Raw genomic sequence first — 25,177 nt, forward strand, 5'->3', positions numbered from 1 at the left:
CAAAATTATGAAAAATTTAGTACACGCTAATTATAGTTCTGCTTTACAAACAGTGAAAGAATTAAAGAAAAAGTTTGGAGCAACTTGGAATTCAGTTTCTCCTGAAAATGCAGCTAGAATGGTAGCGCAGAATCGTTTTAAAACAGGCTTAGATATCGCAAGATACACCGCTGCAATCATGCGAGAAGATATGGCAGCTTACGATGCAGATTCATCTAATTATACACAGTCATTGGGGTGCTGGCACGGATTCGTAGCACAACAAAAAATGATTGCAGTAAAAAAACATCACAAAACAACAAGTAAACGTTATTTATATCTTTCAGGATGGATGGTAGCTGCATTGCGCTCAGAGTTTGGTCCATTACCAGATCAATCGATGCATGAAAAAACAGCAGTTCCTGCGTTAATTGAGGAGATTTATGATTTTCTACGTCAAGCAGATGCTATTGAATTAAACGATTTATTTAGAAGATTAGAAAACGGAGAAGATGTACAGAGTGAAATTGATAATTTCGAAACACATATAGTTCCAATTATTGCTGATATTGATGCTGGTTTTGGAAATGAAGAGGCTACGTATTTGTTAGCTAAAAAAATGATTCAAGCGGGTGCTTGTGCTATTCAGATAGAAAATCAAGTTTCAGATGCTAAGCAATGTGGGCATCAAGATGGAAAAGTAACCGTGCCACACGAAGACTTTATAGCAAAATTAAATGCAATTCGATACGCCTTTTTAGAGTTAGGCGTAGAAGATGGAGTTATTGTAGCAAGAACCGATTCGGAAGGAGCAGGATTAACTCAAAAATTACCAGTAAGTCAAGAGCCAGGAGATTTAGCTTCTCAATATTTAGCATTTGTAGAAGCTGAAGAAATTACAATTGATGAAGCAAAAGAAGACGATGTATTACTAAAACGTGATGGAAAGCTAGTGCGTCCTGTACGTTTGGCTAATGGTTTGTATAAGTTTAGAGAAGGAACGAATATTGATAGGGTAGTGCTAGATTGTATTACAAGCTTACAAAATGGAGCCGATTTGTTATGGATTGAAACGCCTACGCCTCATGTGGGGCAAATAGCCAATATGGTAAATAGAGTGAGAGCAGTAATACCAAATGCGAAATTGGTATACAACAATTCACCATCGTTTAATTGGACGTTAAACTTCCGTAATCAAGTGTATGATGAAATGGTTGCAGAAGGAGAAAACATGACGGGATACGACAGAAACAATTTAATGAATGCAGCTTACGACGGAACAGAATTGTGTCATAGAGCGGATGAGAAAATCCGTACTTTCCAAATAGATGGGGCAAGAGAAGCAGGTATTTTCCATCATTTAATCACCTTACCAACATACCATACAACAGCGCTACATATGAATGATTTAACAGAAGGTTATTTTGGAGAAGATGGAATGTTAGCGTATGTAAGAGGAGTACAACGACAAGAAATTAGGAAAGGAGTTTCGTGTGTAAAGCATCAACGAATGGCTGGTTCTGATTTAGGAGACGATCATAAAACTTTTTTTGCTGGAGATAAAGCGTTAAAAGCTAGTGGAGAAAAGAATACATCTAATCAATTTGAAGTAGAGGCAAAAGATAAAGGGATAGAAGAAGAAAGTGCCGTAGCAGTATAAAAAATCTTAGTTGTTTGTAAACTTCCTGTTATGTTTGGTTTGTTTCAATTGTTTGTTTGCATAGCAGGAATTTTACTTACTAATTTGATAGTATGAGTTTATAATTAGCAGTTGTAAATTTTATTTTGATGTAGTTAGCTCTCTTTTTAAAAGAGAGCTTTTTCGTTTTGATAATAATGTTTCAATAAGAGCTTTAATATTTTTGATTATCAATAGATTTCGTAATAGGAGTAATTAGGTCACCAGTATGTTTGGTAGATTTTGTTTCATTAAGCATAATTAAACAATCTTCCGAAGAACTAACCCTGTGATTTACACCTTTAGGAACTACAAATAAATCACCTTTTTTCATCGTAAAACTAGGTTGATTTTCTATTTCCATTAAAAGACTTCCATCGATAATATAAAAAAGCTCATCTTCGTTTTCATGATTATGCCACGGAATATCTTCCCCTTTAATTTTAGCGATTTAACGTATTCATTGTTAACCTCAGAAATTATTTTAGGAGAAAAGTAATCTTTTAGCTTTTCAGCTTTCTGTTGGATGTTAATTGTTTTAATTGTATCCATATCGTAGGTTATCAAGACTTTGTTTTTAATTCCATTTTAATATTACAACGTTCGTATGGGCAGTCTTCTTCCACAGGAATTTCTAAAAAGCCAAATTTTCTATAAATGTAAATAGCGTTTTCAAGTTTTGTGTTTGAGTATAAAACCAATTTATCAAACTGTTTGTCTTTTGCAAAATTAATACAATGTTGCATGAGTTTTTGTCCTATTTTGTAACCCCTGTGTTTTGGTGAAACAGCCATTTTTGTTAATTCATAAACATTAGCTTCACTCATAGGCATTAAAGCAACAGTACCTACAATTTCATTATTTAATTTAGCAAAGAAAATGTGTCCTCCCTTGTCAATAATATACTTATGAGGGTTGCCTAAAACTTCTTTGTCATAAGGTTCTATGTAGAAAAATGTTTGTAACCATTCAATATTCAAATTATAGAAACTTGAAGCGTATTCTTCTTTGTAATCAATTATTTTCATCAGTTTTTTTTGTCTCTATAAATATATGAAGATAATTTAAAAGATAATTAATTACCGTGTTTTTATATTCCATGGTATGTATTAATTGTTTTATATATATTTGTAAAGAAATTTAACAACGAACATAATGAAAAAAGACAAAATTATTTTTTATGTAGCTACAGGTTTATTAACCATATTAATGTTCTTCTCATCAGGAATGTACTTTTTTAATTATGAAGAAGTAGCAAAAATGTTTGGCGCATTTGGGTACCCAACTTACATTATTTACCCGTATGCTGTAGTTAAATTACTAGGATTAGTAGCACTTTGGTTTTTACGAGGAAAGTTTTTAAATGAGTGGGCATATGCAGGATATTTCTTTACTTTGGCCTTTTTTGCTCATTTTATGATTGGAGATGGTGAGCAAATGGGAGCCATAATTGCCATGATTCTATTAATAGTTTCATATATTTATAGTAAAAAAATATAATGAGCAATAATCCGACTTCAAAAGTAACTTTAACTAATCGTAATTATTTGGCAGAAGCAAAAATGAGAAATCATTTTGCGATAATTGATGAACCTCTAGACAAAGGAGGAGATGATAATGCACCCACACCTGTAGAGTATTTGTTAACTGCAATAGGTGGTTGTGTTTCTATCACTTTGCGTATGTATGCAGAACGTAAAGGTTGGGATTTAGGAAAAATCACGGTTAATGTGAGTCAAAAAGAACAGCTAACTCCCGAAGGAATAAAAAAGTCATTGATTGAAGAAATTTCTTTTGAAAAAGAAGTTACAGAAGAACAACGTACCAAGTTGTTAGAAATAGCAGGTAAATGTCCTGTAGCAAAAATGGTAAAAGGAGAGACAGAAATAAATTCAAAAATAACAACATAAATGAAGAAAATTATTGCATTTGCAGGTAGTAACAGCAAAAAATCCATAAACAAACAATTAGTAATATACGCTTCAGGTTTTTTAAAGGAAGTTGAGGTTTCTGTATTAGACTTAAATGATTATCCATTGCCTATTTATGGAGTTGATAAGGAAGCGGAAAGCGGTATTCCAGAAAATGCCGCAATATTTCTAGAAAAAATTAAAGAAGCAGATGGAATAGCTGTATCGTTAGCAGAACATAATGGTAATTTTACGGTAGCTTTTAAGAATATTATAGACTGGATGTCGCGTATAGAACAAAAAATATGGCATAATAAACCAATGCTATTATTATCAACTTCTCCTGGAGGTAGAGGAGGGGCGTCGTCAATGGCAATAGCTAAAAATGGATTTCCTCATATGGGAGCAAATGTTATAGCAGATTTTTCTTTACCGAAATTTCATGATAACTTTAATGACGGAAGGATTGTAAATGAGGTATTTAATGAAAATTTGATAAGAGCAGTGAAGACTTTCGAGAAAGAGGTATAATTCTTAAAACATAAAGTCATGTCAGGAGCTAAAGAAATTATTAAAAAGTACAGTAATGATGATATTACTGTAGTTTGGCAACCCAATAAGTGTATCCATTCTAAAAAATGTTGGAAAGGATTAATATAAGTGTTCAATCCGCAGAGTAAACCTTGGGTCAATATGGACGGAGCTTCTACAGATAAAATAAAAAAACAAGTAGAAGAATGCCCGTTAGGAGCACTATCCTATATGTCTAAAAAGGAAGGAAGTCAAGCAGCTGCACATACTGAAACAAAAGTAGAAGCCTTAGAAGATGGTCCGTTATTAATTTACGGAACATTACATGTTACAAATCCAGACGGAAAGGTTGAAAAGAAAAGTAAAACAACAGCCTTTTGTAGGTGCGGTGCCTCTCAAAATACAAATCCAGACGGAAAGGTTGAAAAGAAAAGTAAAACAACAGCCTTTTGTAGGTGCGGTGCCTCTCAAAATAAACCCTATTGTGATGGAGCTCATGTAAAAGTTGAGTTTAAAGGATAATATTCCCTAAAGAAAAAGGGTAGTTAAAAAATATTCCATTTAATTATTTGAAATAGATTTATTTTCCTTGGTAAATAATTAAGGGTTGTTGTATTTTTGCAAAAAAGAAAGGAGATTAAAATGAAGATAGTTTTATACGGAAGAAAAGGACATGCGCATACTGTAGCTTATAAGAACTTTTTAAATTCTGCAGAAGTACCTTTTGTATACAAAGATGTATCTACAGATGAAGAAGCTAGAGAGCATAGTAAAGAATTGTATCAAGGGCAAGTAAAGTATCCAACTTTATTTATTGATGATGAAGTGTACTTAACACCGACATCAGATACGTTTAACAAATTAATGCAAGATTTAAAATTAAGAGGGTAGTTAGCAGTAGCTAGCACATTTGTTATTAATTAACAGCTAAGAGCAAACAGCCAATAACCAAAGCTATGGGCGATATTTCAAAAGACATCAATTCCAAATTTCCAAATGATAGAATTAAAGCGTTTATCAATATAAAATACACTGCGAATTGGGTAAGTAGTAAAGAGAATGAGTTTTTTAAACAATACAGTATCTCTTCGCAACAATTTAATATCCTACGTATTTTAAGAGGAGCTAAAGAAGCAATTAAAGTGCAAACAATCAAGGATAGAATGATTGAACGCGCGCCAAACGCTACAAGATTAATGGATAAACTTTATGAGAAGGGTTTAATTAATCGCGTACGTTGCGAACATGATAGAAGAGTAGTTTACATAAGTATAACTAAGAAAGGAGAGGAGTTGTTGGAAGAAATTGATAAAAACTTAGATTTAGATTTTATTGATAACCTAACAGAGGAGGAAGCAACACAGCTTAGTAATTTGTTAGATAAAATAAGACAGTAACCACCGTTTTTTACTCCTTTTTTATGGCTATAATTGAGGTTGTAATTTAAAAGTTGTATCTTTAAAAGTGAGTTTAAAAGATTACAATTATGTACACATACGACACACTTTCAGAAGCCTTAAATGATTTACAAAAAAGAGGCTTTACGCATGATTTTAACCTCACTTATACCCAAATAGAAAGTAAAACAACTAAAGAAGTCTATCTGCCAGAGGTTTTTGAAGTAGTTGAGGTATATCGTTTTGAAGGTATGAGTAGTGCAGGTGATAATTCGGTTGTATATGCTATTGAAACTTCAAAAGGAATTAAAGGTGTTTTAGTTGATGCTTACGGAATGTATTCAGATTCTCTTTCTCCTGAAATGATTCAAAAACTCCATTTTAGTAGATAATATAATGCTCGAAGATATAAACTTCGAGTTTTTTATTTTCTAAAAAATTGTATCTTGCCATTTATTATGCGTGCATAATATTTTATAAAAATTCAACAATGAAATACAAACATATTTTTGAGCCGTTAGATTTAGGTTTCACTACTTTAAAAAATCGAGTGTTAATGGGGTCCATGCATACTGGTTTAGAAGAAGAAAAAAATGGAATTGAACGCATTGCTTCTTACTATGCAGAGCGTGCACGTGGTGGAGTAGGTTTGATTGTTACTGGAGGAATTGCTCCAAATATCCAAGGATGGACAGCGCCTTTTTCTGCTCGTATGAGCACAAAAAAACATGCCCGTGAACACAAAGTAATTACAGAAGCAGTTCATAAAGAAGGAGGTAAAATATGTATGCAAATTTTACACTCTGGGCGTTATGGATACCATCCATTTAATGTAGCGCCTTCAAAAATAAAATCACCAATAACACCTTTTAAACCGTTTGCATTAAAGCAATCAGGAATACGAAGAACAGTAAAAGACTTCGTTAATTGTGCTAAGTTATCACAAGAGGCAGGATATGATGGTGTAGAAATCATGGGATCTGAAGGATATTTAATCAATCAGTTTATAGTAACAAGAACAAATAAAAGAACGGATGATTATGGAGGGAAGTATGAAAACAGAATTCGTTTAGCGGTAGAGTTAGTTCGTAAAATTAGAGAAGCAGTTGGTGAGCATTTTATCATTATCTATCGTTTATCGATGTTAGATTTGGTAGAACAAGGAAGTTCTTGGGAAGAAGTAGTACAGTTAGGAAAAGAAATAGAAAAAGCTGGAGCTACCATTATCAACACAGGTATTGGTTGGCACGAAGCACGAATTCCTACTATTGCAACATCAGTACCCAGAGCGGCGTTTACTTGGGTAACCAAAAAAATGAAAGAAGAATTATCTATTCCGTTAGTTACTTCTAACCGAATAAACATGCCGGATACTGCTGAAAAAGTTTTGGCAGAAGGACATGCAGATATGATTTCAATGGCACGTCCATTTTTAGCAGATCCAGAATGGGTAAACAAAGCTAAAGCAGAAAGAATAGATGAAATAAACACTTGTATAGCTTGTAACCAAGCTTGTTTAGATCATGCATTTCAGAAGAAAGTAGCAAGTTGCTTGGTAAACCCAAGAGCATGTCACGAAACAGAACTTAATTATAATCCGACTTCAAAAAAGAAAAAAATAGCAATTGTAGGAGCAGGACCAGCTGGTTTAGCAGCTTCAACAGTAGCAGCTCAAAGAGGGCACGATGTAACCTTATTTGATGCCGATAAAGAAACAGGAGGGCAATTCAATATTGCAAAACAGATTCCAGGAAAAGAAGAGTTTTATGAAACCATTCGTTACTTTAATAAGCAGCTAGAATTACACAACGTAAATGTAAAGTTAAATACAAAAGTTTCTGCAGAAGATTTATACAACGGTAATTTTGATGAGGTTGTTTTAGCAACAGGAATTACTCCAAGAACTCCTAGAATTGATGGAATAGAGCACGAAAAAGTATTGAGTTATATAGATGTAGTAAAATTAAAGAAACCTGTAGGTAAACGTGTTGCGGTTATTGGAGCGGGAGGAATTGGTTTTGACGTTTCAGAATATTTAGCTCATGAAGGAGAGAGTACTTCTCAAAATATAGATGCTTGGTTAGAAGAATGGGGAATTGATAAAACATTGGAAGCACGTGCTGGTATAGAGGGAGTCGCTCCAAAAATGCACCCATCACCTAGAGAAATATTTATGTTCAAACGTAGTTCAGGAAAGTTTGGAGGGAATTTAGGAAAAACTACAGGATGGATTCATCGTTCAGTATTAAAAAGAAAAAAAGTACAGTTTATTAATGAGGTACAGTACACAAAAATAGATGATGAAGGGTTACACTATGTTCAAAATGAAGAACAAAAAGTGTTACCTGTTGATAATGTAATTATTTGTGCAGGTCAAGTTCCATTTAAAGAATTGTTAGAGCCGTTAGAAACCAAAGGAATGAAAGTTCATGTAATTGGAGGAGCTGATGTTGCGGCAGAATTAGATGCAAAGAGAGCCATAAACCAAGGAAGTAGGTTAGCTGCTGAACTCTAGTATGTATATAAATTTAAAATCACTAAAAAGTCTTGCATTGGCAAGACTTTTTTTATGCACAAAACTACAGTGAATAAGTCTAAATAATTACCGATATTTGTAGCTCACATTTTATTGAAAAAAGTAAATTATGGCAATGAACAAAAACACTGTCCTAGGTTGGGCAACGCTTATAATGGTATTAATGGGGATTTTACTTATTGGATTAGCAGTATTTAAATATGATGAAATAGCAGGGTATGGATTTGGAGCTGTTGGTTTAGGTTTTTTTGCAAATGCATGGGTGTTTAATGCCCTAAAAGGAAGAGTTTAATTAAAGAAAATATAGAGAAATGAGCGACGATAAAAAAGTCATTTTTTCAATGAATAAGGTCTCTAAGACCTACCAAAGTACAGGAAAACAGGTTCTTAAAGATATCTATTTAAGTTTCTTTTATGGAGCTAAAATTGGTATTTTAGGTTTAAACGGTTCAGGTAAGTCTACTTTGTTAAAAATTATAGCAGGAGTAGAAAAAAACTACCAAGGAGATGTTACGTTCTCTCCAGGTTATAAAGTAGGATATTTAGAACAAGAACCTCAGTTAGACGAAGATAAAACCGTTTTAGAAGTTGTTAAAGAAGGAGTAGCAGAAACAGTTGCTATTTTAGATGAATACAACAAAATAAACGACATGTTTGGCTTAGAAGAGGTATATTCTGACGCTGATAAGATGCAAAAATTAATGGATCGTCAAGCTGAGCTACAAGATAAAATTGATGCTTCTAACGCATGGGAATTAGATACCAAGTTAGAAATAGCTATGGATGCGTTACGTACGCCGGAAGGAGATAAGAAGATCGGAGTATTATCTGGAGGAGAGCGTCGTCGTGTTGCTTTATGTCGTTTATTATTACAAGAACCAGAAATTTTATTATTAGATGAGCCTACCAACCACTTAGATGCAGAATCTGTACATTGGTTAGAGCATCATTTAGCACAATATAAAGGAACGGTAATTGCGGTAACGCACGACCGTTATTTCTTAGATAATGTTGCTGGTTGGATTTTAGAATTGGATAGAGGTGAAGGTATTCCATGGAAAGGAAATTATTCATCTTGGTTAGACCAAAAATCAAAGCGTTTAGAGCAAGAAAGCAAGACAGCTTCTAAACGTCAAAAAACTTTAGAACGAGAGCTAGAGTGGGTTCGTCAGGGAGCAAAAGGTCGTCAAACAAAGCAAAAAGCACGTTTGAAGAACTATGAAAAGTTAATGAGTCAAGACCAAAAGCAAACAGAAGAAAAATTAGAAATATACATTCCTAATGGTCCTCGTTTAGGAACTAATGTAATTGAAGCTACAGGTGTTTCTAAGGCTTATGGAGATAAGTTATTATATGAAAATTTAGAATTTAATCTTCCACAAGCGGGAATTGTAGGAATTATCGGTCCGAACGGAGCGGGTAAAACCACTATTTTCAGAATGATCATGGGGGAAGAAACTCCGGATGCGGGAAGCTTTAAAGTAGGGGAGACAGCTAAAATTGCGTATGTAGATCAGTCGCATTCAAATATCGATCCTGAAAAATCAATTTGGGAAAATTTCTCTGAAGGTCAAGATTTAGTGATGATGGGAGGTAAGCAAGTAAACTCTAGAGCTTATTTAAGTCGCTTTAATTTCTCGGGAAGTGAACAAAATAAAAAGGTAGCAACCTTATCAGGAGGGGAGCGTAACCGTTTGCACTTAGCAATGACCTTAAAGGAAGAAGGTAACGTATTGTTATTAGATGAGCCTACTAACGATTTAGATGTAAATACTTTACGAGCTTTAGAAGAAGGTTTAGAAAATTTTGCAGGTTGTGCTGTAGTAATTAGTCACGACCGTTGGTTCTTAGATCGTATTTGTACACATATTTTAGCTTTTGAAGGAGATAGCCAAGTGTATTTCTTTGAAGGTTCTTTCTCTGATTATGAAGAGAACAAAAAGAAACGTTTGGGAGGAGATTTAATGCCTAAGCGAATTAAATATAAGAAGTTAATCAGGTAAATAAAACATTTATAAAATAAAACTCGAAGCTAGTAGCTTCGAGTTTTTCTTTTTCAATAACAATCATCCCCTCAAATTGCAAAACTGTTTTAGTAGATAGTTTTCCATAGTAGTAGTTATTATGTTAATGTTTTGTTGGTGACAACTATTATGCCGAAATGAAAAATATTCAATAAAAATAGAATTAAATATTTTTTTAAATGTTTCAGAGGGTTTTAAATGTAAAAAAAATAAATAATTAACTAAGTTTAACAAAATTTAAAATTTGCTGTGATAAAAAAAACAATAAAAATAATTGTAATAATAGTAGTCCTATTTTCAGTCTTAATTTTGAGTCTGAACTATATAGCAGCAGGTAAAATTGAAAAAAAACTGACAGAAACCTTAGTTAAAAAACATATTAATTATACAGGAAAAGTAAAAGCTAATGTATTATTAGGTAATATTAGTATTGATGATTTTTTTTTAGAAAAAGATAGTATACATCTTAAAATAAATAACTTAAGTGTAAAAGGAGTTTCTTATTATGCTTACTTTATTAAAGATAAACTATCAATCGATAAAATAGTCTTAAATAGTTCTATTATAAAAGGAAAAATACCTAAAGATATATTTAATGCTAAGGAAAAAGATACCATACATAAAAAAAAGAGAATGCCAATAACTATTGATGAGTTAGAAATTAAAAATTCAGCTTTAGCTATTATAAATGATAAAAATTACCCTATTACTATAGATAACTATAGGTTAAAACTTACAAAATTAGAATACTCAAAAGATTTAAAAACGACAATTCCTTTTCTATATGAAAAAATTTCATTGAAGCTTAATGCTTTTGATGCACAGGGTTCAGAAATTCAATCTTATAGCATAGCTAATCTTAAACTGGAGGATAATTTTCTTAAACTTGATAGTGTGAAAATTACTCCTCTTAAACCTAGAAAGAACTACATATATCATGTTCCTTATGAAAAGGATATATTAGATTTATTTATTAAAAAAATAGAAGTACCTAAAATAAAATTAACAAATAAAAAAAAGTTACTTTTTACTATTGACAAAATATTAATAAGTGATGGAGACTTTGGTGTGTACTTAGATGCAACAGTTCTTAATCATAGAAACAAAAGAAAAGACTTATATAGTAAGAGTCTAAGAGAACTACCAATTAATTTTGCAATTGATAGTATTAAAATAAAGGATACTAAAATTACTTATGAAGAGCTAACTAATAAGGAAAGAAAAGCAGGATTGGTAAGTTTTGAAAACATTGATGCAATTGTAACTAACTTGACAAATGTTAAAATAAAAGATAGCATTCCAACTACAATTGTTAAGATTAAAAGTGACTTTATGGGAACATCTCCTTTATCAATTGATTGGAGATTCAATATAGCAGATGTTAATGATGCTTTTACAATTAAAGGAAAACTTTATGAAGTAAGTTCAAAAAATATAAACTCATTTATAGAGCCTGCACTAGATATAAAGTGCGAAGGTAAAATAGATAAGTTGTTTTTTAATTTTTATGGTAATGATAATTTTTCTAATGGAGATTTTGCTATAGCATTTAAAAACCTTGAGTTGAAAATGCTCAATAAGCAAAAAGGAGTAAAAAAAGTAGTTTCTTGGTTAGCTAATTTATTTGTGAAAAATTCTTCAAAAAATAAATTAGAAAAGGTAGAAATAAAAAACTTTGAAAGAGATCAAACTCGTTCTTTTTGGAACTTTTTGTGGAAGAATGTAGAAGAAGGGTTAAGAAAATCTTTGATATAAACTTTTTTATAGCCTTAAAAGGTTTTTATCAGCATTTCTAATGAATTGGTGGTATAGTTAGGTCAGGTAAGGTATATTAGAAAAATAAAATGCAAAAAAATATTAAATAATAACTTCTTTAGATAAAAGTGTTATCAAGCTACTATAAGTAGAGCTGTTATGTAAACCTCACCTTATTATGGTGAGGTTTATAAATTCTTTAATATATTCTGATCACACGTTTTAAAATATAAATTATATCTTAGGAGATGATTATGTTATTGACCACATATTTCATAAAAACCATTTACGCAACAAAGGTTGACCCCTAGAATGCAATAAGATGGAAATTGAGAATCACTAGTACAACGATCCCCTAAAGAACATTCTTTCATATTATTTCCTCCAGTAATTAATTTTTGTTCATGGTTTTTTAAAACAGAACCTAATTTTAAAACATTTCTTAACATAAGTGTAAATTTTTATAATTTATAACAAAGTTAGATAATAGAGGTTAAGGAACTTAATTAAAAACCGTAATAAAAGTAAGGTAATTACATACTTTTAGCTGTGAAAAGCAGCATTGTGAACTAATTCTCCTCCACAATTTTTACATTGTCCTGAATTATCTGAACCAATAGTACAACCGTTAGAACAAGTATAATGATATTGTCCTGCTGCATTTGGGCCAGAAGTGGGTGGTGTTGCAGGTATTGATATAGGTGAATTTGAATTATTATTTTGGGTATTATGAAAGCCTTGGTTATGAGCAAGAGGAGTTTTACAAACAGGACAAGCGGTACCTTGTATACTTGATGTACCTCCTTCGCATTTTTTAGGACATATATAATGTGCTCCTCCAAGAACATTAACAGTACTATTGTTAGTATTTGGAAGTTGAGGAGTTGGACGTTCGCTAAAAGGAACTGTTAGTGGGTTTACAGGTGCTTTCTTTTCTTCTGTTTTACAAGAATAAAAACAGCATAATAAAACGAATAGTGTGAATATTTTTTTCATATTCAAATATAAAAAAAACCTCACCATTTTGGTGAGGTTTATCAATCTTTATATGTTTTCTAAAATCTATATTTATAGGTGAATTACTTCATCATAAGCGTCAGCAACAGCTTCCATAACAGCTTCACTCATAGTTGGGTGTGGATGAATTGCTTTTAATACTTCATGACCGGTAGTTTCTAATTTACGGCCTAAAACAGCTTCAGCAATCATATCGGTAACACCAGCACCAATCATATGGCATCCTAACCATTCACCGTACTTAGCATCAAAAATAACTTTTACAAATCCGTCAGGAGTTCCAGCAGCTTTTGCTTTTCCTGAAGCAGAGAATGGGAATTTACCAACTTTTAATTCGTAACCTTTTTCCTTTGCTTGCTCTTCTGTTAAACCAACAGAAGCAATCTCAGGAGTAGCATAGGTACAACCAGGGATGTTTCCATAGTCAATAGCTTCAGTATGTAAGCCAGCTATTTTTTCAACACAAGTAATTCCTTCTGCAGAAGCAACGTGTGCTAATGCCGGACCAGGAGTTACATCTCCAATCGCATAGTATCCTGGTATGTTCGTTTGGTACCAGTCGTTTACTAAGATTTTATCTCTATCAGTAATAATTCCAACATCTTCTAAACCGATGTTTTCAATATTTGTTTTAATTCCAACAGCAGATAAAACGATATCAGCTTCTAAAACTTCTTCTCCTTTTTTAGTTTTTACAGTTGCTTTTACTCCATCACCAGAAGTGTCAACAGACTCAACAGAAGAACTAGTCATTACTTTAATTCCCGCTTTCTTGAAAGAACGTTCCATTTGTTTAGAAACATCTTTATCTTCAACAGGAACAATTGTTGGCATAAATTCAACAACAGTTACATCAGTTCCCATTGAGTTATAGAAGTGTGCAAACTCAACACCAATAGCACCCGAACCTACAACAATCATTGATTTTGGTTGTTTTGGTAAGCTCATAGCCTCACGATATCCGATAACTTTTTTACCGTCTTGAGGTAAACTTGGTAACTCACGTGAACGAGCTCCTGTAGCAATAATAATATGGTCAGCTGAATACTCAGTTACCTTACCATCTTTATCAGTAACATCTACTTTTTTTCCAGCTTTCACTTTACCAAATCCGTCGATGATATCAATTTTATTTTTCTTCATTAAGAACTGAACACCTTTGCTCATTCCTTCAGCAACACCACGACTACGTTTAATTACAGCTTCGAAATCTTTATCGATAGCCTCTGCTTTTAAACCATACTCATCAACATGTTTTAAATAATCATAAACTTGAGCAGATTTTAATAACGCTTTGGTAGGAATACATCCCCAGTTTAAGCAAATTCCACCTAAGTTTTCTTTCTCTACTACAGCGGTTTTAAATCCTAATTGAGAGGCTCTAATTGCAGTTACATAACCTCCAGGACCGCTTCCGATTATTAGTACGTCGTATTTCATGTTGTTTACTTTTTACTTGTTGTTTGTTAATTTTTTTTACATTCTTTCAGGAACTTGAATTCCTAATAATTTGAATGCAGATTTTATGGTGTCAGCTACTTTTTTAGATAACTGAACTCTAAATACTTTTTTATCTTGATTTTCTTCTCCTAAAATAGATACGTTTTGATAGAATGAGTTGAACTCTTTTACCAAGTCGTAGGTATAATTCGCAATTACAGCTGGTGAATAATTACTCGCCGCTTGCTGTATTACTTCGGGATATTGTTCTAATTGTTTGATTAATTCTTTTTCTTTCTCGTGTAATTCTACAGATACAGATGAAGAATAATCGAAATCAGCTTTACGTAATATAGATTGAATTCTCGCATAGGTATACTGAACGAAAGGTCCTGTATTTCCTTGAAAATCTACCGATGCTTGTGGATCAAACAAAATTCTCTTTTTAGGGTCTACCTTTAAAATGAAGTATTTTAAAGCACCTAATCCGATAGTTTTATATAATTCCTCTTTCTCTTCGTTTGAATACCCTTCTAATTTTCCTAATTCTTGTGAGATTTCACGAGCAGTGCTAGTCATTTCATTCATTAAATCATCAGCATCAACTACGGTTCCTTCACGAGATTTCATTTTTCCAGAAGGTAAATCAACCATTCCATAACTTAAATGGAACAATTGTTTCGCCCAAGAATATCCTAGTTTTTGTAAGATTAAGAATAATACTTTAAAGTGATAATCTTGTTCGTTACCTACGGTATATACCATTCCGTTTACATCAGGAAAATCTTTAGAACGTTGGATGGCAGTTCCAATGTCTTGGGTCATATACACCGCAGTTCCGTCTGAACGTAATACTAGTTTTTCATCTAAACCTTCGTCAGTTAAATCACACCAAACAGAACCGTCTTCTTTTTTGAAGAAAACACCATTTTTAAGTCCTTCTTCAATAACATCTTTTCCTAGTAAATAAGTATTACTTTCGTAGTATAACTTATCAAAGTTAACTCCGATATTTTCATAAGTAACGTCGAAACCGTTGTATACCCATCCGTTCATCATTTCCCAAAGAGAAACTACTTCTTTGTCTCCAGCTTCCCATTTACGAAGCATTTCTTGTGCTTCTAAAAATAAAGGGGCTTGTTTTTTAGCATCTTCTTCAGAAGTACCAGAAGCGACTAATTCGCTAATTTCTTTTTTATATTCTTGATCGAATTTTACGTAGTAATTACCAACTAATTTATCTCCTTTTAATCCAGTTGATTCAGGAGTTTCTCCATTTCCAAATTTTTGCCAAGCTAACATTGACTTACAAATATGGATACCACGATCGTTGATAATTTGTGTTTTGTAAACTTTATGTCCAGCAGCTTTTAAAATTTCAGCAACCGAATATCCTAACAATACATTACGAACATGTCCTAAGTGTAAAGGTTTGTTAGTGTTAGGAGATGAGTACTCTACCATACGAGCATCCGTTTCGTTTTCTTTTACAAAGCCATAAGTTGCATCAGTAGCTATTTGATTAAAAAAGTTTACGTAGAAAGAATCATCAACAACTAAGTTTAAAAAACCTTTAACTACATTATAGCTAGTAATTTCGTTGATGTTCTCGACTAAAAATTTTCCTAAATCTTCACCAATTTGAACAGGATTTCCTTTTTTGTACCGTAGTAAAGGGAAAACGACAACAGTAATATCACCTTCAAAATCTTTGCGGGTTGCTTGAAATTCTACACTAGGAATTTCTACATTATACAAGGCTAAAAATCCTTCTTTTACTTTCGTTTCTATTAACGATTGAATATTCATTGGTTCTTTTTAATTGTCGCACAAAATTAGTGTTTTTAATTTTTTCTTCCCACAATTTGCCTTATGATTTTTTAAGGCAGAATAATGTATGACTTCAAAGGTGCTTTCGTACCTTTGTACCATGGATAAAGACCTTGAAAACTTATCAAAATTAGCCAAAGACGCTTTACAAGAAAATAAAAAGTATTTTCAACGATTAAAAAAGCGTACACCAAAACGTTTAGATTTATTAATGCAAGAGTTGCATGACGAAGAGTTTGAGCGTACCGATTGTTTAGCATGTGCTAATTGTTGTAAAACGACTTCACCAATCTTTACTGAAAAAGATATAGAACGTATTGCAAAACATTTACGAATGAAAGTGGCAGATTTTATCAGTCAATATTTACAGCGAGATGAAGACAATTTTATGGTGTTGCAATCTGCTCCTTGTACTTTTTTAGACGAGTCTGATAATACATGTTTTATTTATGATGTGCGTCCGAAAGCTTGCTCAGAATATCCTCACACTAATCGTAAAAAGTTTATACAAATAGCAGATTTAACAATTAAGAATACCGAGGTTTGTCCTGCAACTTACAGGATAGTAGAGGAGTTGAAAAAACGTTTACCACAATCGGGAAGTTCTAAGAAATAAGTTGTTATAGATATTTTTTCTATTTTTAGGAAAAATATATCATAGTGGAAACCCTTATACATTATTTTGAAAACATTCCTTCTAGTCATAGAAGTATTATTTTAGTTGGCGGAATTACTTTTTTCTGGTTGTTAGAAGGCGCTGTGCCTTTATTTAGTTTTAAATACAATAAATGGAAGCACGCATGGCCTAATTTGTTTTTTACTGCTACGACGGTAATTATCAATTTTGTATTAGCATTTTTATTATTAAAGACCGCCGATTGGGTACAAGCAAATGACTTTGGATTAATCAACTGGCTACCTGAAATACCATTGTGGTTGTATGTGTTATTAGGCGTGTTGTTTTTAGATTTCTTCGGAGCTTATTTGGCACATTTGGTAGAGCATAAAGTAAAACCTTTGTGGATGGTACACTTGGTACATCATTCAGATCATAAGGTAGATACTACTACAGCGAATAGACATCACCCGATAGAGAGTGTTATCCGCTTTACATTTACTTTACTAGGCGTTTTTTTAGTCGGAACCCCAATAGGTGTGATTATGCTGTATCAATCAATGTCTTTAGTGTTTACGCAATTAACACATGCTAATATTAAGATGCCTAAAAAATTAGATAAAGTATTAAGTTATGTAATCGTTTCTCCTGATATGCATAAAGTACATCATCATAATTTATTACCCTATACCGATTCTAACTACGGAAATATTTTTTCTATTTGGGACCGTTTATTAGGAACGTATATGGAGTTAGATAGAGAAAAAATAGTGTATGGAGTAGATACATTTCCAGATGAAGAAAAAAACTCTAGTTTAAAAGAGTTATTAAAGCAACCTTTTCAAGGGTATAGAAAACCTACGAATTTGAATGAGTAAGATTAAGATTTACTCTTTTCAATAAAAACTAAAACCTTTTTACCTCTCGCAGCACAACCTTTACTTTCATGAATCACTTTTGTTTGGATAATATGTTCCAATTCAGGATGCACCCAGTCTTTTTGTAAACCAAATAAGTATAAAGTATTCATGGTATAAGCTTTAACTGCTATTTTCTGATTGGTAATTAACCAGTCGAATCCAGTTTCAATAATTAAATCGATATATTTTTGAGTGAGTTGTTGCTGGACTTTATTTTCTGTTTTAGAAGTATATGCAATAGCTATGTGTTCACAAATTTTAGCACAAGGTCTTATAGCACTATCAAAATGTACTTTGGAAATGTTTTGAGTAAAAATTTCTAAATAAGGAAGAATATGCTCTATTCCGTGATGAGTGCAAATCCATTCCAATATCCAAGCAGCTTTGATGGATAGTTTATTATCGACATCAAAAGTAAATTCTATTAAGTTTTTTACTAGTATTGGATTTTGTAATACAATATTTGAAGCTTTTTCTCTGTTTATTCTAGCGGCAGTATCAACATCATTTAAAACAGAAATTAAAAAATCAGCATTCATATTGGTATGGTTTATGTAAATTTGAATTGTAAAAGAAATAATAGCATGATAAATATAAACAGGATATTTTCAACAGCACTTCTATTGTCAGCATTTTTTATAAGCACTGCGCAGGCACAAAAAATAAATCAGTTAGATGCTAACGGTAAGAGAGATGGAGTGTGGAAAAAATATTATGACGAAGATAAAAATGATGTTCGATATACAGGACAGTTCAAAAACGGTAAAGAAATCGGAACTTTTAAGTTTTACGAACCAAATTCTTATGGAGCCCCGTCTATGACTAAAGAATTTTCAACAAAATCTGATAGTGCTTTTGTTCAATTTTTCACCCCAAAAGGAAAGGTGAAAACAAAAGGATGGATGATAGGTAAAAAGAGAGTAGGTAAGTGGGTTTATTATTTTTCTGATGGAAATACATTCTCAGAGGAAGAATATATTGATGGTAAGTTAGATGGAGTAGTAAAAAATTATTACAGAAACGGAAAATTAACCGAAGAAACTTATTATAAAGAAGGGAAAAAAAGCGGAATGTCTAAAATATTTACCGATTCAGGTATTATGATTGAAGAAGTTAATTATGTAGATGGAAAACTTGAAGGTGAAGGGAAGTTCTACGATTTAAAAGGAAACCTAAAAGAAAAAGGAATGTATAAAAACGGTAAAAGAGACGGGAAATGGGAATTTTACATGGATGGAGAAGTGGTTACTGACAAGAAAAAAAGGGAAGCGTTTTCAATTCCTAAAAATTAAACTCTAGAGATAGAGAGCTTAAAAGAAGACAATAAACTAAGACATATCACTTTCCATCAATTTTTACAATGAAGTCATCAATTATTTCCATAATGAAAACGTTTATTATTTCGTAAATTTGCAGCTTCAAAAGTACAAAATGAAAAGAGTAGTAGTAGGACTTTCGGGTGGTGTAGATAGTAGTGTAACAGCGTATTTACTAAAAGAACAAGGATATGAAGTTATAGGGCTGTTTATGAAAAACTGGCACGATGATTCAGTAACTATTTCCGATGAATGTCCGTGGTTAGAAGATAGTAACGACGCCATGATTGTTGCAGAAAAATTAGGAATTCCATTTCAAACGGTTGATTTAAGCGAACAATACAAAGAACGTATCGTTGATTATATGTTTAACGAATATGAGAAAGGTCGTACTCCAAATCCAGATGTGTTATGTAATCGTGAAATTAAATTTGATGTGTTTATGGACATCGCATTAAGTTTAGGGGCCGATTATGTAGCTACAGGACATTACTGTAGAAAAGCAGAAGAAATTATTGACGGAAAACCTGTATACAAGTTATTAGCAGGAAAAGACACTAATAAAGATCAATCATACTTTTTATGTCAATTATCGCAAGAACAACTGTCAAAGGCATTATTTCCTATTGGGGAGTTGACAAAACCAGAAGTTCGCGAAATAGCCAAAGAAGCAGATTTAATTACAGCCGATAAAAAAGACAGTCAAGGCTTGTGTTTTATAGGAAAAGTTAGGCTTCCAGATTTCTTACAACAAAAACTACAACCGAAAGAAGGAGATATTGTCCGAATTCCAGATGAATTTGAGCAGTACAATCGCTCAGTTCCAGAATTTGAGAATAAAGAAGCGGAGTTAGTATATTTTTCAACAAAGTTCTCTTATAACAAAGAGGATGGAAAAGTAGTAGGAAAGCATCAAGGAGCACATTATTTTACAAAAGGTCAGCGTAAAGGTTTAGCCGTTGGAGGAACCAAAGAACCATTGTTTGTAATTGAAACCGATGTAGATACTAACATTATTTATACAGGAGAAGGAAAAAATCACCAAGGATTGTATCGTAATGTTTTGTTTGTTTCTAATGAAGAATTGCATTGGGTACGAGAAGATTTAGCATTACAAACTGGTGAATCTATGGAAGTAGAAGCACGTATTCGTTACCGTCAACCTTTAGAAAAAGCAACGTTACATAAAGTAGAAAACGGATTGTATGTGGAGTTTGAAAACCCACAGTCTGCTATTCAAGAAGGACAATTTGTTGCTTGGTATACAAATGAAGAACTGTTAGGTTCTGGAGTGATCTCGTAGAAAAAGAAAAATATAAATTATGAAAAAAATATTGCTATTGATTGTAGTATTCATTTGTGCTAATGGATACTCTCAAAAAGATTCTATTACAAGTTATTTAGATAGAGAATTAAAAATAACGACTAATAAAAATGAAGCTAAATATATTGAGACGATTGTAAAAAAAGATTCTCTTTGGGAATTTGCACTCTATTATAGAGATGGTAAAATTTTTAAGAAAAGGTTCTCAAAAAATAATGTAGGAAAGAAATATGTAGGAAAATCTCTAGAATTTCACCGAAATGGAAAACTATCAAAAAGATCTTTTTATAATGTAGAAGGTGAATTAGAAGGGAAAATACTTACATTATTTGATAATGGAAATAAAAATTACACAGGGTTTCATAAAAACGGAGTTCCTTCAGGCTTATGGAAGTATTATCACTACAATGGTAATTTAGCAGCAAAATTTTATCATGATGCAAATGGAGATATAGAAAAATATATCTTGTTTAATGAAAAAGGAGAAGAGCTTAAAGATGATGTTTATACAAAATTTAGAAAGCCTGTTTTTAAAAAAGGAGAAGAAGAGTTTAGTTCAAAAATAAATTACTTAATGGATAACCTAAGCTATGCTATTAATACTAAAATTGATATAAATTTTATTATTGATGTTGATGGTAGTATTCGAGATGTATGGGTAGCTAATACGATTCCAAATAAATTAGGAGAAGAGATAAGTAACTTTTTTGAATCGATTAAAGGATGGGAGCCTGCTGAAGAAATGAATAGAAAAATACCATATATTTACAGTATTGCTCTTAATATAAAAACAAGAGTTATTGATTAGATAGCTTAATAATAAATAAAATAAGACCTCGATTTTTTCGAGGTTTTTTTGTGCTTCCTAGCTAATGATTGTACATTTACGAGATGCAAAATAAAATTACTAAACTATTTAATATACAGTATCCAATCGTTCAAGGTGGAATGATTTGGGTTTCAGGATGGAGACTAGCTTCAGCAGTATCTAATGCAGACGGATTAGGATTAATCGGAGCAGGTTCTATGTATCCTGATGTATTACGAGAACATATTCAAAAATGTAAAAAAGCAACAGATAAACCTTTCGGAGTAAACGTACCAATGTTATATCCTGATATTGAAAAAATCATGGATATCATTGTTGAAGAAGGAGTGAAGATTGTATTTACTTCTGCAGGCAATCCAAAAACATGGACCTCTTTTTTAAAGGAAAAAGGAATTACAGTAGTTCATGTGGTAAGTTCAGTAAAGTTTGCTTTAAAAGCAGAAGCTGCTGGAGTAGATGCTGTGGTATGTGAAGGATTTGAAGCTGGAGGTCATAATGGACGCGAAGAAACGACTACGTTTACGTTAATTCCGATGGTAAAAGAACAAGTGAAAATTCCAGTAATAGCGGCAGGAGGAATTGGATCGGGTAGAGGCATGTTAGCGGCGATGGTACTTGGTGCTGATGGAGTACAAATAGGAAGTCGTTTTGCAGCTACGGTAGAATCTTCTGCACATGAAAACTTCAAGAAAACTATTGTAGATGTAAAAGACGGTGGCACACATTTAACTTTAAAAGAATTAGCACCTGTTCGTTTGGTGAAAAATAAATTTTATCAAGAAGTGCAAGAATTATATCAACAAAATCCAACGATAGAAGATTTAAAAGAGCTGTTAGGACGTGCTCGTGCTAAACGAGGAATGTTTGAAGGAAACTTGGACGATGGAGAACTAGAAATAGGTCAAGTAGCAGGGCTTATCCATGAAATTAAACCAGCAAAAGAAGTGTTAGAAGCAATAATTGCTGAATATAAGCAAGTAAAAAAAGAGCAGTTGTTTTAGTCACAGGGCGATTGCCAAAAAAATAAGAAATTCGTCATTCCGAACGAGGTACGAGGAGGAATCTTTTTTGAATGAAATAACTCATTTTCTTAAGATTTCTCTCTTCGTTCGAAATGACAACTTTTTATGAATTATTCTTAGCTTTAATAAAATCAGAAATTAGATAGCTGATATATTTTCCTACTTGTCCGTCAGCAATTTCATCTTTAACTACTGCAGGAGCACCTTCACAAATATGCAAATATGAGGCATTTTGTAGTTTTCCAAAATAATGTGTAAATCTACGTGCTTGTTGTGGGGTAAATCCACTAGGAGTCATTGCACTACTTGGGAAATGTTGAATACAATCTAAGTCTATTTCAATACCAAAAGGTTGCTCTTGAATAAAGTTTTTAGCGCGTTGTAATTCACTTTCAAAAGAAGTAGACTGATATACTTCTAATTCTTCAAAAGTATTGTACTCTAGGTTTAAACTATCGTGAATCATTTCAAAAATATACTGAGGTGTATAGTTCTCATGCAACCCGAACATAAAGTAATGGTTGATAAAACCTTCTTGTAAAGCATAAGAAAAACCATTACCACTATGACGTTCTTCTAAACGACGTAAATCGGTATGTGCATCTAAGTTAATTACATTAACAGGTTGATTTTTCCCCTCAGAAAGTCCTTTAATATTTCCGTAAGCATTGTTATGACCACCACCAATAATGATTGGAGTTTTACCACTCTCAACAATTATTTTAATAAGCTTAGAAAGCTCTTTATCTATTGCTTTTACTAATAAATCACCTTTTTCTCTATCAGAAACATCAAAATCATATACATCATCTAAACAGTCTAAATATCCTAAAACAAGAATATCATTTCCGTCGATAAATTGATTTTGTTGGGTGTTTAAAAACGATTTTAAAGCAGGAATAAAAGCAGTGTGTGCGCCACCATTTCCACCGTTCATGCGTACGCCAATATCTTCAGGAACACCTAAAATGACAAAAGAAGCATCTGAATTTTCAAGTGCTGATTGCAATTCTTTTTTAGGATTGATAACAGCAACACATTCTCCTAATTTTGTTTCTCCTTCACGCGGTGTTACAAACTCTTGTATGTCTTTTTCGTTAAATATTGTTAGCATATTAAACTTCCTTTCCGTTGATGAACATTGAATCAATTAAATTACTTCCGAATGAATACGGTAAAAACCCATACGAAGGAATTTCTTTCGTTAGGATTAAATTCGCCTTTTTTCCCTTGGTAATACTTCCAACCTCGTTTGATAAATTCATCGCATACGCTCCGTTAATAGTTGCTGCATTAATAGCCTCTTCTGGTGTCATTTTCATTTTAATACAAGCTGTTGCTACCACAAAATTCATATTTCCTGATGGGGTAGATCCTGGGTTGTAATCGGTAGCTAGTGCTAACGGTAATCCTGCATTCATAATATCACGAGCAGGTGTGTACGGAATACTTAAAAAGTACGAACACGATGGTAAGGCAACAGGCATAGTTTGTGTTCCTTTCAATGCTTCAATATCTTCAGGATTCATTATTTCTAAATGATCAACAGACAGCGCATTGTGTTTTATACTTACCTGAACTCCACCAATGGTAGTAAACTGATTTACGTGTACTTTTGGCGTTAATCCGTATTGTTGCGCAGCGGTTAAAATTCTGTCTGTATCTTCTACCGAGAAATATCCAGTTTCACAAAAAGCATCAACAAAATCCGCTAAATTTTCTTCGGCAACTTTAGGTAACATTTTCTCAATAATTAAATTGATGTACCCTTCTTTATTGTTTTTATATTCGGTAGGGAAAGCATGTGCTCCTAAAAAAGTAGCTTTGATAGGAATGTTGTAGTTTTCGCGTAGCTTTTTAATAACACGTAACATTTTTAACTCAGCATCAACAGTTAAACCATATCCTGATTTTATTTCAACCGCTCCCGTACCTAAAGCAATAACTTCCTCTAATCGTTTAGCTGATTGCTGGTATAGTTCTTCTTCTGAAGTTTCTTGTAATTTCTTGGCAGAATTTACAATACCACCACCACGATTGGCAATTTCTTCATAACTCAAACCGTTAATTCTATCTACAAACTCTTGTTCACGATTGCCTGCATATACAATATGTGTATGCGAATCGCACCAAGTAGGTAACATCATTTTACCAGTACAATCTACAGTTTTATCAGCAGAAGTAGGGGCTTTTTTCATGCTGCCATAGTCGGTAATAATACCATTTTCAACCAATAAAAAAGCGTTTTTTATAGTAGGTAAAATGTTCATCGCATCTCCTGATACTTTTTTGGTATCTGCTTCTCTGATTTGGATTAATTCTTTGATGTTTATGAATAAAGTTGTCATGTTGAATGCTTAAATTTGTTAGACAAACTTACGGTAAAAACTACAATTTAGGGTACATTTTTTAGGAGTGATTTGTGTTTTAATTCTCTTTTTTATCTCGTTAATTCACGTTTATTGGGCTTTTGGTGGAACTTTATGGGTAAATGCTGTAATACCAACCAAAACAGCAAATGAAAAAGCAATGAACCCGCCTAAACTACTAACGTTTGTAGTGGCTATGGTTATCAGTGGTTTTGCTGTTGTGTATGCAGAAAAAATACAACTATTTACGTTAGGTTCAATGTCCACATGGTTACAAGATTATGGACTTTATGTAGTGGCTAGTATTTTTTCTTATTAGAGTTATAGGCGATTTTAACTATGTCGGTTTTTTAAGAAAGTTACAACTACAGAGTTTGCCATAAACGATACCAAGTATTTTTCTCCGTTGTGTTTGTTTTTAGGGGGAGTTGGGTTGTTGATTGAGATTTTGCCGTAGACTAAGTTTGATAACGGTTCGTATAACCGTCAGTTACGAGTTTTAAGTTACTATTTTTCGATTAAGAAATTGCGGTTATACATTGTTATATAGTATTATCACTTATTTTCATTAAATTGCTCTTAATCCCTTTATTTATAAGGATTTTGTGTTTTTATGTAATGCAAAATAATGCAATAAAATGCTACTAAATGTTAGGTTTGTTGTACCTATTGTTGTACCTTAGT

General features: G+C 32.6%; 28 protein-coding genes. 20 read left to right on the forward strand and 8 right to left on the reverse strand.

Annotation, left to right across the window (positions count from 1 at the left end; all coding sequences use genetic code 11):
• Positions 1-7: 7 nt before the first annotated feature.
• Complete coding sequence (locus Q0663_RS05795; protein ID WP_299007814.1) at positions 8-1,639, forward strand: isocitrate lyase; 1,632 nt, start codon at positions 8-10, stop codon at positions 1,637-1,639.
• A 193-nt stretch (positions 1,640-1,832) separates the two neighbouring features.
• Here the strand turns inward: Q0663_RS05795 and Q0663_RS05800 are convergent, their stop codons facing one another.
• A complete protein-coding gene (locus Q0663_RS05800; protein WP_367171435.1) occupies positions 1,833-2,108 on the reverse strand; it encodes a cupin domain-containing protein in 276 nt (91 codons plus the stop codon).
• A gap of 112 nt (positions 2,109-2,220) precedes the next feature.
• Positions 2,221-2,685, reverse strand: coding sequence for a GNAT family N-acetyltransferase (locus tag Q0663_RS05805; protein WP_299007817.1), 465 nt, complete (start codon positions 2,683-2,685; stop codon positions 2,221-2,223).
• A 127-nt stretch (positions 2,686-2,812) separates the two neighbouring features.
• Here Q0663_RS05805 and Q0663_RS05810 point away from each other — a divergent pair, with 127 nt between their 5' ends.
• The 12 genes from Q0663_RS05810 to Q0663_RS05860 all read left to right on the forward strand — a co-directional run bounded on the left by Q0663_RS05810 (position 2,813) and on the right by Q0663_RS05860 (position 11,810).
• Positions 2,813-3,157 (forward strand): DoxX family protein, encoded by a 345-nt coding sequence (locus Q0663_RS05810; RefSeq protein ID WP_299007820.1) that lies wholly within the window; start codon positions 2,813-2,815, stop codon positions 3,155-3,157.
• Complete coding sequence (locus Q0663_RS05815) at positions 3,157-3,567, forward strand: OsmC family protein (RefSeq protein WP_299007823.1); 411 nt, start codon at positions 3,157-3,159, stop codon at positions 3,565-3,567. The genes Q0663_RS05810 and Q0663_RS05815 overlap by 1 nt, the downstream gene beginning before the upstream one ends.
• Positions 3,568-4,098 carry an NADPH-dependent FMN reductase gene (locus Q0663_RS05820; protein ID WP_299007826.1) on the forward strand — a complete coding sequence of 177 codons (531 nt, stop codon included), beginning with the start codon at positions 3,568-3,570 and terminating at the stop codon, positions 4,096-4,098.
• Between the two features lie 18 nt (positions 4,099-4,116).
• Entirely contained in the window at positions 4,117-4,227 is a 111-nt protein-coding gene (locus Q0663_RS12665) for a (4Fe-4S)-binding protein (RefSeq protein ID WP_366140421.1), read from the forward strand.
• Entirely contained in the window at positions 4,228-4,620 is a 393-nt protein-coding gene (locus Q0663_RS05825) for a CDGSH iron-sulfur domain-containing protein (RefSeq protein WP_367171432.1), read from the forward strand.
• Positions 4,621-4,740: 120 nt separating this feature from the next.
• Positions 4,741-4,989, forward strand: a complete 249-nt coding sequence (locus Q0663_RS05830; RefSeq protein ID WP_299007829.1) for a glutaredoxin domain-containing protein — start codon at positions 4,741-4,743, stop codon at positions 4,987-4,989.
• 65 nt (positions 4,990-5,054) lie between these two features.
• Positions 5,055-5,495, forward strand: coding sequence for a MarR family winged helix-turn-helix transcriptional regulator (locus Q0663_RS05835; protein ID WP_299007832.1), 441 nt, complete (start codon positions 5,055-5,057; stop codon positions 5,493-5,495).
• Between the two features lie 89 nt (positions 5,496-5,584).
• Positions 5,585-5,887, forward strand: a complete 303-nt coding sequence (locus Q0663_RS05840; protein ID WP_299007835.1) for a phosphoribosylpyrophosphate synthetase — start codon at positions 5,585-5,587, stop codon at positions 5,885-5,887.
• A 98-nt stretch (positions 5,888-5,985) separates the two neighbouring features.
• Positions 5,986-8,010: an NADPH-dependent 2,4-dienoyl-CoA reductase gene (locus Q0663_RS05845; protein WP_299007837.1), complete on the forward strand. Its 2,025-nt coding sequence runs from the start codon at positions 5,986-5,988 to the stop codon at positions 8,008-8,010.
• Positions 8,011-8,146: 136 nt separating this feature from the next.
• Positions 8,147-8,323 carry a CAL67264 family membrane protein gene (locus Q0663_RS05850; RefSeq protein ID WP_231128403.1) on the forward strand — a complete coding sequence of 59 codons (177 nt, stop codon included), beginning with the start codon at positions 8,147-8,149 and terminating at the stop codon, positions 8,321-8,323.
• 19 nt (positions 8,324-8,342) lie between these two features.
• Complete coding sequence (gene ettA, locus Q0663_RS05855) at positions 8,343-10,034, forward strand: energy-dependent translational throttle protein EttA (RefSeq protein WP_299007839.1); 1,692 nt, start codon at positions 8,343-8,345, stop codon at positions 10,032-10,034.
• Between the two features lie 270 nt (positions 10,035-10,304).
• The gene (locus tag Q0663_RS05860) at positions 10,305-11,810 is read left to right on the forward strand and encodes a hypothetical protein (protein WP_299007841.1); all 1,506 of its coding nucleotides are present in this window, start codon (positions 10,305-10,307) and stop codon (positions 11,808-11,810) included.
• A 543-nt stretch (positions 11,811-12,353) separates the two neighbouring features.
• On the opposite strand, the gene Q0663_RS05865 is transcribed toward Q0663_RS05860, so the two are convergent.
• The 3 genes from Q0663_RS05865 to argS form a co-directional block, all read right to left on the reverse strand.
• On the reverse strand, positions 12,354-12,806 hold the full coding sequence (locus Q0663_RS05865; protein ID WP_299007843.1) for a hypothetical protein: 453 nt from the start codon (positions 12,804-12,806) through the stop codon (positions 12,354-12,356).
• 72 nt (positions 12,807-12,878) lie between these two features.
• Positions 12,879-14,267, reverse strand: a complete 1,389-nt coding sequence (gene lpdA / locus Q0663_RS05870; protein WP_120187227.1) for a dihydrolipoyl dehydrogenase — start codon at positions 14,265-14,267, stop codon at positions 12,879-12,881.
• Positions 14,268-14,303: 36 nt separating this feature from the next.
• A complete protein-coding gene (gene argS / locus Q0663_RS05875) occupies positions 14,304-16,076 on the reverse strand; it encodes an arginine--tRNA ligase (RefSeq protein ID WP_299007851.1) in 1,773 nt (590 codons plus the stop codon).
• 121 nt (positions 16,077-16,197) lie between these two features.
• Between argS and Q0663_RS05880 the strand changes: the two genes are divergently transcribed.
• Complete coding sequence (locus Q0663_RS05880; RefSeq protein ID WP_299007854.1) at positions 16,198-16,713, forward strand: YkgJ family cysteine cluster protein; 516 nt, start codon at positions 16,198-16,200, stop codon at positions 16,711-16,713.
• 44 nt (positions 16,714-16,757) lie between these two features.
• Positions 16,758-17,591 (forward strand): sterol desaturase family protein, encoded by an 834-nt coding sequence (locus Q0663_RS05885; RefSeq protein WP_299007857.1) that lies wholly within the window; start codon positions 16,758-16,760, stop codon positions 17,589-17,591.
• Between the two features lie 2 nt (positions 17,592-17,593).
• On the opposite strand, the gene Q0663_RS05890 is transcribed toward Q0663_RS05885, so the two are convergent.
• Positions 17,594-18,172, reverse strand: a complete 579-nt coding sequence (locus Q0663_RS05890) for an adenylosuccinate lyase (protein WP_299007860.1) — start codon at positions 18,170-18,172, stop codon at positions 17,594-17,596.
• A 45-nt stretch (positions 18,173-18,217) separates the two neighbouring features.
• Here Q0663_RS05890 and Q0663_RS05895 point away from each other — a divergent pair, with 45 nt between their 5' ends.
• From Q0663_RS05895 to Q0663_RS05910, 4 genes are all read left to right on the forward strand, one after another.
• Complete coding sequence (locus Q0663_RS05895) at positions 18,218-18,925, forward strand: toxin-antitoxin system YwqK family antitoxin (protein ID WP_299007863.1); 708 nt, start codon at positions 18,218-18,220, stop codon at positions 18,923-18,925.
• 76 nt (positions 18,926-19,001) lie between these two features.
• A complete protein-coding gene (gene mnmA / locus Q0663_RS05900) occupies positions 19,002-20,252 on the forward strand; it encodes a tRNA 2-thiouridine(34) synthase MnmA (RefSeq protein WP_299008088.1) in 1,251 nt (416 codons plus the stop codon).
• Positions 20,253-20,271: 19 nt separating this feature from the next.
• Positions 20,272-21,081, forward strand: coding sequence for a hypothetical protein (locus Q0663_RS05905; RefSeq protein ID WP_299007865.1), 810 nt, complete (start codon positions 20,272-20,274; stop codon positions 21,079-21,081).
• 83 nt (positions 21,082-21,164) lie between these two features.
• Positions 21,165-22,103 carry a nitronate monooxygenase gene (locus tag Q0663_RS05910; protein ID WP_299007871.1) on the forward strand — a complete coding sequence of 313 codons (939 nt, stop codon included), beginning with the start codon at positions 21,165-21,167 and terminating at the stop codon, positions 22,101-22,103.
• A 124-nt stretch (positions 22,104-22,227) separates the two neighbouring features.
• Here the strand turns inward: Q0663_RS05910 and Q0663_RS05915 are convergent, their stop codons facing one another.
• Positions 22,228-23,238, reverse strand: a complete 1,011-nt coding sequence (locus tag Q0663_RS05915; protein ID WP_299007874.1) for a formimidoylglutamase — start codon at positions 23,236-23,238, stop codon at positions 22,228-22,230.
• Between the two features lies 1 nt (position 23,239).
• Positions 23,240-24,472 carry an imidazolonepropionase gene (gene hutI / locus Q0663_RS05920; RefSeq protein ID WP_299007878.1) on the reverse strand — a complete coding sequence of 411 codons (1,233 nt, stop codon included), beginning with the start codon at positions 24,470-24,472 and terminating at the stop codon, positions 23,240-23,242.
• 67 nt (positions 24,473-24,539) lie between these two features.
• On the opposite strand from hutI, the gene Q0663_RS05925 reads away from it, so the two are divergent.
• On the forward strand, positions 24,540-24,812 hold the full coding sequence (locus Q0663_RS05925; RefSeq protein WP_299007881.1) for a DUF3995 domain-containing protein: 273 nt from the start codon (positions 24,540-24,542) through the stop codon (positions 24,810-24,812).
• Positions 24,813-25,177: the final 365 nt, after the last annotated feature.

This window comes from uncultured Tenacibaculum sp., assembly GCF_947504135.1.
Taxonomy (GTDB): Bacteria; Bacteroidota; Bacteroidia; order Flavobacteriales; family Flavobacteriaceae; genus Polaribacter.